We start from the raw sequence: 5,871 nt of genomic DNA, 5'->3' as shown, positions 1-5,871 counted from the left end.
GCCATGCTGGGCTACTACATCGGCCGGCAGGCCCCCGGCCGGCGGGACTTCGCGGCCGCGATGGCCGCGACCCACCACCTGCTGCTCGGCCACGGCCTGGCCATGCAGCGGCTGCGGGGGGCGGCGACCCGGCCCATGGAGCTGGGCATCACGCTGAACACCGGCCAGATCACCCCGGCGACCGACAGCGAGGCCGACCGGGACGCCGCCCGCCGCGCCGACGGCCTGAGCGTGCGGATCTACCTCGACCCGCTGACCCACGGCCGGTACCCGGCCGACGTGCTCGACGACCTGGCGGCCCGCGGGGTGTCCATTCCGGTCGAGGACGGCGACCTCGAGATCATCGCCACTCCGATCGACGTGCTCGGCGTCAACTACTACTTCACGTCCGTGGTGTCCGGTGTGGACGACGCGGGCAACCGGTTCGACCCGGCCGGGGTCCCGGTCGAGCGCCCGGTGACCACCGGCCGGCCGGTCACCGCAATGGACTGGGAGATCGCCCCGGAGGGCTTCACCGACCTGCTGGTGCGGCTGGGCCGGGACTACCCCGGGATCCCGATGGTGGTGACCGAGAACGGCGCCGCCTTCGAGGACGTCCCGGACGAGCACGGCTCGATCACCGACGAGAACCGGATCGCCTACCTGTCCGGCCACATCGCCGCGGTCGCCCGCGCCCGGCAGCTGGGCGCGGACGTGCGCGGGTACTTCGCCTGGTCGCTGATGGACAACTTCGAGTGGGCCTATGGCTACGCGAAACGGTTCGGCCTGATCCGGGTCGACTACGACACCCAGGACCGCATCCCGAAGGCGAGCGCGCTGTGGTACCGCAACCTGATCCGCGACGTGCGCGGCCGGCCCTGACCGGCGTCAGGTGCAGACGTCGAAGTTCGCGTAGTTGTATCCGAGGTTGTGCACATCACCGGAAATGCTCATGCTATAGATTTCTTCGTCGCGCCAGAACGTGATCTGCCGCAACGGCCCGTCGGCCCTGCCTGTGAACGTCCACGCGGTCAACTGAAAGGGCTCGAAACGCGCGCGGACCTTCTGCAGGGCGCGCCAGCCGACGATGCCGTTGTCGTCAAGATTGTTCCTCCTCTTCCAGGTTCTCGTCGCCTCCGCTGTCTGCGACCCGAACCAGCAGTCGATGCCGGACCACGGCAGCAAGCCGTCGGCCCACAGGACCTGCTGCCACATCGCAACGACGTTGCTGTGCAGGTTTTCCGAGACGGAGAGCGGGCCCTCGTCGTCCCAGTCGTCCAGCGCGTCGTCGCCGAAGCCGACCCCGAGCACGTAGCCCTGGCTGACGTTGGCCGACGCGGGCACCGGTGTGACGACCACGGTCGCGAAAATGGTCAGGAAAACGACGGTTCCGGCGCAGAGGCGCTTCTTCAGGCTGGTTTTTCCCATGTCCGCCGACCCTGCCCGGGTCAGATGGTCAAGTCTTGGAGAAAGCCGACATCGGCCAGCGGAATGCTGGTCACCTCGCCGGCCACCCGTTGCAACACCTGCGGACCGCCGTGCCCGGCACCGTGTTCCAGAAGGAACCGGGAAATCGTGCGGCCCGTCATGGCCATGAACTCGCCGTCGAGATGTGCCTGGTCGTAGAAACCGCAGGCGGTCGCGACAACAATGGCGGGCCGACCCGCGACGAGCATCCGCACGGCTCGCTGGAATCGCACGATCCGCCCGGCCGCCTTGGGCGAATGGCCGATCTGCTCCGCGAACCGGCGTTCGAGCTGGCGTTCACTCCAGCCCACCGCCGCGGCCAGCCGCGCGACCGGAATCGTGCCGCCGGACCGGACGAGCATCCGCCAGGCCCGCAGGATGCGCGGTGAGCACGCCGGCCCGGCCGCCCACCACAGCCCCAGCACGTGATCGAGCAGTGCGAAACGTCTGGCCCAGGAGGAGGTCGCGGCCAACGCGCCGGTCAGCTCGCGCACCTTCACGTCGAGCAGGTCCGACGCCTCGACGTTCTTGTTCTTCAACTCCCCCAGCGGGGTGCCGAACAACGTGAACGCGGCCCACGGTTCGAGGTTCACCTCGATGCCGTGCAGATATCCGTCGTGCTGGCCCACCGTGGCACAGGTGCGGATGCCCGCCACAACCGACGTGAACGAACGCATCGTCGCGAGGTCGTCCCCCGGCTCGCCCAACCGCAAACCACGATCGAAAATCAGCGTCATCGTCACGACGGCGACCGGCACCTCGAGCCGCCATCGCGGCCGGCCGAGCGCGAACCGGAAACCCCGGTAACTACGCACCCCCGGCCGAAGCCGCGCACCAGGGACGGCGTCCGCCACCTCCCACGCACCCGTGGCATCGGTACGGAGGGCCACCAGCCTGACCATACCGGCGAAAGCGGGCCGGAAGGGGACCGTCAGGTGCCGGCAGCACTGTGGGGACTGCGACGAACACCGGAAGCCAACCCCGAAGGGACCGACCATGCGCACGTTCAAGCTCCCTGGCCGAGACGGTGCGCCGCCTCAAGGAGGCGCCCGGCGGCGACATCATCACCTACGGTGGCGCGACGCTCGCCGCGAACCTGATCGCCGAGGGCCTGCTCGACGAGCGTCGCCGCGCGCCAGTTCGACTGCGGGATCACCGGGCTGCACTACGAACCGAAGCGCTCCTGACCCCGGTCAGTTCGCCGCGGCCGGCTCCGCGCCGGCCGGGACGAAGCTCACCTCGGCGGTGGTGGCGACTCCCGCGCTGCGGCCCGGGGCGTCGTGGTGCTCCCAATAGATGTTGGTGTGCGCGATCACCAGATCCGGGGTCGGCGCGCCCCACTGGCTGAGGTCCTCGGTGGTGTGCGCGTCGCTGACCAGCAGCGCGTCGTAGCCGCGCACGACGGCGCCGTGCAGCGTCGCGCGGATGCAGGCGTCGGACTGGGCGCCGGTGACGACCAGCCGGCCCACCCCGTGCTCGGCCAGCCGCTCCTCCAGGTCGGTGTCCTCGAAGGAGTCGCCGTAACGCTTGTGCACCAACGGCTCGGAGTCGCGGCGGACCAGCTCCGGCACGTACTGCCAGCTCTCGCTGTCCCTGGCGAGCTCGTCGCTGGTGTGCTGCACCCACACCACCGGCACGTTCTCGGCACGGGCCCGGTCCACCAGGGTGTTGATGTTCGCGATCACCTCGTCCCGGTTGTGCGAGCTGTTCACCACACCGTTCTGGACGTCGATGACCACCAGAGCCGTGTTCGGCCGCCCGGGCAGTGTCGTCATGGGAGCGTCCCTCCTGTCGTCCTGACTGTCGGTTCGACCCTAGAGGGGCCTACCGACAGTTCAGGTCAGCTCGCCCAGTCGAGCAGTGGCCGGCTGCGACCCGGATCGCGCAGGGTGACCAGCGACTCCTTCTCCAGCTGCCGGATCCACTCCTTGGTCAGCCCGAGCCGCTGCGCGATCTCGGCCAGGGTGTGCTCCCGACCGTCGGTCAGGCCGTAGCGCAGGCTCATGATCAGCGCCTCGCGCGGCGCCAGGGTGCCGACCAGGGTGCGCAGCTGGGTGGTGAGCGCGCGCCGTTCGGCCAGCTCCTCGGGCTGGACCGCCGCGGAGTCCTCGACCAGGTCGCCGAACAGCATCTCGCCGTCGTCGCCGAGCGGCGTGTCCAGGCTGACCGTGTTGCGGGCGGCGCGCCGCAGCTCGGTCACCCGCTCCTCCGGCAGGTCGCACTCGGCGGCCAGCTCGGCCGCGACCGGGGCCCGGCCCAGCCGGTCGGCCAGCGTCCGCTCCACCCGGGTGATCTTGTTGACCTGTTCCACCACGTGCACCGGCAGCCGCACGGTGCGGGACTGTTCGGCCAGCCCGCGCTCGATCGCCTGCCGGATCCACCACATCGCGTAGGTGGAGAACTTGAAACCCTTGACGTAGTCGAACTTCTCCACCGCGCGGATCAGCCCGAGGTTGCCCTCCTGGATCACGTCCAGCAGCGCGACACCCCGGCGCTGGTACTTGCGCGCCGCCGCGACGACCAACCGCAGGTTCGCCCGGATCATGTGGTCCTTCGCCGCCTGTCCGTCCCGGGCCGCCTCGGCCAGTTCCTGCCGGCGCGTCGCCGGCGGCTCGATGCCCTCCGCCGCGGCCCGGCGCAGCAGTTCGGCGGCGTACACACCGGCCTCGATCCGCTTGGCCAGGGCCACCTCCTGGGCGGCGGTGAGCAGCGGCGTGCCGCCGATCTCCCGGAGATAGTGCCGGACCAGATCGGTTTCGTCGGAGCGTCCGGCGGAGTCGCGGGTCCGCTCGATCCTCGTGTCCAGCGCCATGGTCGCCCCCTTCTCGGATGCGTGCACCGGCCAGCCGGTAGCCCGGGTGCCGGTCGAACCTGGTGGTCGCGCGAGCGCGCAGAGATCTCAACACTCCCGGTCCGCCGCGCATTCCGGATGGCGGAAATTTCTGTCGGGGCGGTCCGCCACAATGACCCGGTGAGTGTGACCAGCGGTCAGTTTCTGCGGATGGTGGGCAGGCTTGCCGAGGTGGAGCGCGCCGAGGCGCGGGACTACACCTCGTTCAGCGTGTGTGGCAAACGGTTCGGCTACCACTGGCCGCGCACCCGCACGGTCGGTCTCAAGCAGACCCTCTCCGAGCAGCTCGCGCTGGTCTCCGAGCGGCCCGAGGTGTTCGAGATCCAGTTCACCGCCGGCGGCTTCGGCTGGGTCGTCGTGCACCTGTCGCTGATCGACACCGACGAGCTCCGCGAGCTGCTCTACGAGGCCTGGCGGCTGTCCGCTCCCGACGCCCTCGCCGCCGAGCACCCGCTATAGGTCGTCGACCGGGGGTTGCCCGGAGAGCCAGTTCTGCTCGCTGTCGATCATGAACTGGTCGCCCCAGCCGGCGGTCAGCGGCGGCCAGTCCTGAAAGTCGCGGATGGTCTCGTAGAACTCGGTGACGGCCGGCGCGGACGGGTTCTCGTGCAGGTCCTGGATGCGGTCGAGCAGCCCCGCCGGCTTGTCCTCGACACGCCGCAGGACCTCGAGAAACCATTTGTGATACGGGTAGAGCGCGTGGTTGTGCGCCAGGACGAGCCGGCCGCCGAACAGCACGAGCCGGGCGATGGCGACGCCGAGCAGGTACCGGTTGTCCAGTCGGAGGGCCTCGGTGGCGTACCAGTGCCAGGCCTGCAACTGGGCGTGGAACCGGCGCATCCGGTCGGTCCGGCCCTCGGTGGGGTATCGCGCGGCGGCCCGCAGTAACTCCGGCAGCCCGTCCACCCGGCTGAACAGCACCTGCGCGTCGGCGAAGGCGAACCGCGCCGGCTCGCTGCCCCGCTCACCCACCGTGGTGATGAAGGCCCGGGTCAGGTACTTGCCGTCCACGTACCCGCCCGGATAGGTGCACAGGTCGTGGCTGAGGAAGGTGAGCCGGCCGGTGGCCCGCCGCCGCTCGTGCTCCTCCTCCGAGATCACGATCGCCACGTCGACGTCCGACTCCGCCCTGGCGAAACCGTGCGCGATGGACCCGCCCAGGATCAGCCCCTCGACCTCGGGCAGGGAAAAGAAGTGCTCGGTCACCCGCTGGATCGACTCGGCGTGGTGCGCGGCGAAAGTCATGATCAAAAGCTAACCAGCGCGTCAACCGATCGGCGGTGTCGCACAACGCGTTCGGCCCATTACCGTCGCCTCAGCGGGTACCGAACACTGTTCGAGATACCGGACGTGGAGGTCACAGTGCGCCGACGCATCGCCCTGACCGCCGCAGGCGCTCTCCTCGCCGCCGTGGTCGCCATCCCGGCCCCGCCGGCAGGCGCGGCGACCACGATCACCATCAACGGCACCGCCGCCGGCCGCACGTTCGACGGGATCGGCGCGGTGAGCGGTGGCGGCGGCAACAGCCGGCTGCTCATCGACTATCCCGAACCGCAGCGCACCCAGATCCTGGA

8 protein-coding genes and 1 pseudogene are annotated in these 5,871 nt (G+C 69.9%); 4 read left to right on the top strand and 5 right to left on the bottom strand.

Features of this window, described 5'->3' with window-relative positions:
- The coding region (locus VFO68_RS13330) for a glycoside hydrolase family 1 protein (RefSeq protein ID WP_325158563.1) at positions 1 to 861 on the top strand (861 nt) is incomplete at its 5' end.
- Between the two features lie 6 nt (positions 862 to 867).
- On the opposite strand, the gene VFO68_RS13325 is transcribed toward VFO68_RS13330, so the two are convergent.
- Positions 868 to 1,407 (bottom strand): hypothetical protein, encoded by a 540-nt coding sequence (locus VFO68_RS13325; protein ID WP_325158562.1) that lies wholly within the window; start codon positions 1,405 to 1,407, stop codon positions 868 to 870.
- 20 nt (positions 1,408 to 1,427) lie between these two features.
- The gene (locus VFO68_RS13320; protein WP_325158566.1) at positions 1,428 to 2,183 is read right to left on the bottom strand and encodes an AraC family transcriptional regulator; all 756 of its coding nucleotides are present in this window, start codon (positions 2,181 to 2,183) and stop codon (positions 1,428 to 1,430) included.
- Between the two features lie 212 nt (positions 2,184 to 2,395).
- Here VFO68_RS13320 and VFO68_RS13315 point away from each other — a divergent pair.
- Positions 2,396 to 2,518, top strand: a pseudogene (locus VFO68_RS13315) (hypothetical protein); the annotation flags it as partial.
- Positions 2,519 to 2,639: 121 nt separating this feature from the next.
- On the opposite strand, the gene VFO68_RS13310 reads toward VFO68_RS13315, so the two are convergent.
- The gene (locus tag VFO68_RS13310; protein ID WP_325158561.1) at positions 2,640 to 3,221 is read right to left on the bottom strand and encodes an isochorismatase family protein; all 582 of its coding nucleotides are present in this window, start codon (positions 3,219 to 3,221) and stop codon (positions 2,640 to 2,642) included.
- Positions 3,222 to 3,286: 65 nt separating this feature from the next.
- Positions 3,287 to 4,258: a sigma-70 family RNA polymerase sigma factor gene (locus tag VFO68_RS13305; RefSeq protein ID WP_325158565.1), complete on the bottom strand. Its 972-nt coding sequence runs from the start codon at positions 4,256 to 4,258 to the stop codon at positions 3,287 to 3,289.
- 189 nt (positions 4,259 to 4,447) lie between these two features.
- Here VFO68_RS13305 and VFO68_RS13300 point away from each other — a divergent pair, with 189 nt between their 5' ends.
- A complete protein-coding gene (locus VFO68_RS13300) occupies positions 4,448 to 4,756 on the top strand; it encodes an MmcQ/YjbR family DNA-binding protein (RefSeq protein ID WP_325158564.1) in 309 nt (102 codons plus the stop codon).
- Here VFO68_RS13300 and VFO68_RS13295 read toward each other — a convergent pair.
- Positions 4,751 to 5,542: a nucleotidyltransferase domain-containing protein gene (locus VFO68_RS13295; protein WP_325158560.1), complete on the bottom strand. Its 792-nt coding sequence runs from the start codon at positions 5,540 to 5,542 to the stop codon at positions 4,751 to 4,753. The two genes, VFO68_RS13300 and VFO68_RS13295, sit on opposite strands and share 6 nt — an antisense overlap.
- A 117-nt stretch (positions 5,543 to 5,659) precedes the next feature.
- Here VFO68_RS13295 and VFO68_RS13290 point away from each other — a divergent pair.
- Positions 5,660 to 5,871, top strand: a 212-nt coding sequence (locus tag VFO68_RS13290; RefSeq protein ID WP_325158559.1) for a hypothetical protein, incomplete at its 3' end; no start/stop codon positions are given.

The organism is Actinophytocola sp. (assembly GCF_035712165.1).
Lineage (GTDB): Bacteria > Actinomycetota > Actinomycetes > Mycobacteriales > Pseudonocardiaceae > DASYTH01.
This window is presented reverse-complemented; position numbering and strand designations above follow the sequence as displayed.

Coding starts and splice junctions, on each gene's coding strand:
- VFO68_RS13320 (WP_325158566.1), bottom strand. CDS start 2,183: ATGACGCTGATTTTCGATCGTGGTTTGCGGTTGGGCGAGCCGGGGGAC.
- VFO68_RS13295 (WP_325158560.1), bottom strand. CDS start 5,542: ATGACTTTCGCCGCGCACCACGCCGAGTCGATCCAGCGGGTGACCGAG.
- VFO68_RS13310 (WP_325158561.1), bottom strand. CDS start 3,221: ATGACGACACTGCCCGGGCGGCCGAACACGGCTCTGGTGGTCATCGAC.
- VFO68_RS13325 (WP_325158562.1), bottom strand. CDS start 1,407: ATGGGAAAAACCAGCCTGAAGAAGCGCCTCTGCGCCGGAACCGTCGTT.
- VFO68_RS13305 (WP_325158565.1), bottom strand. CDS start 4,258: ATGGCGCTGGACACGAGGATCGAGCGGACCCGCGACTCCGCCGGACGC.
- VFO68_RS13300 (WP_325158564.1), top strand. CDS start 4,448: ATGGTGGGCAGGCTTGCCGAGGTGGAGCGCGCCGAGGCGCGGGACTAC.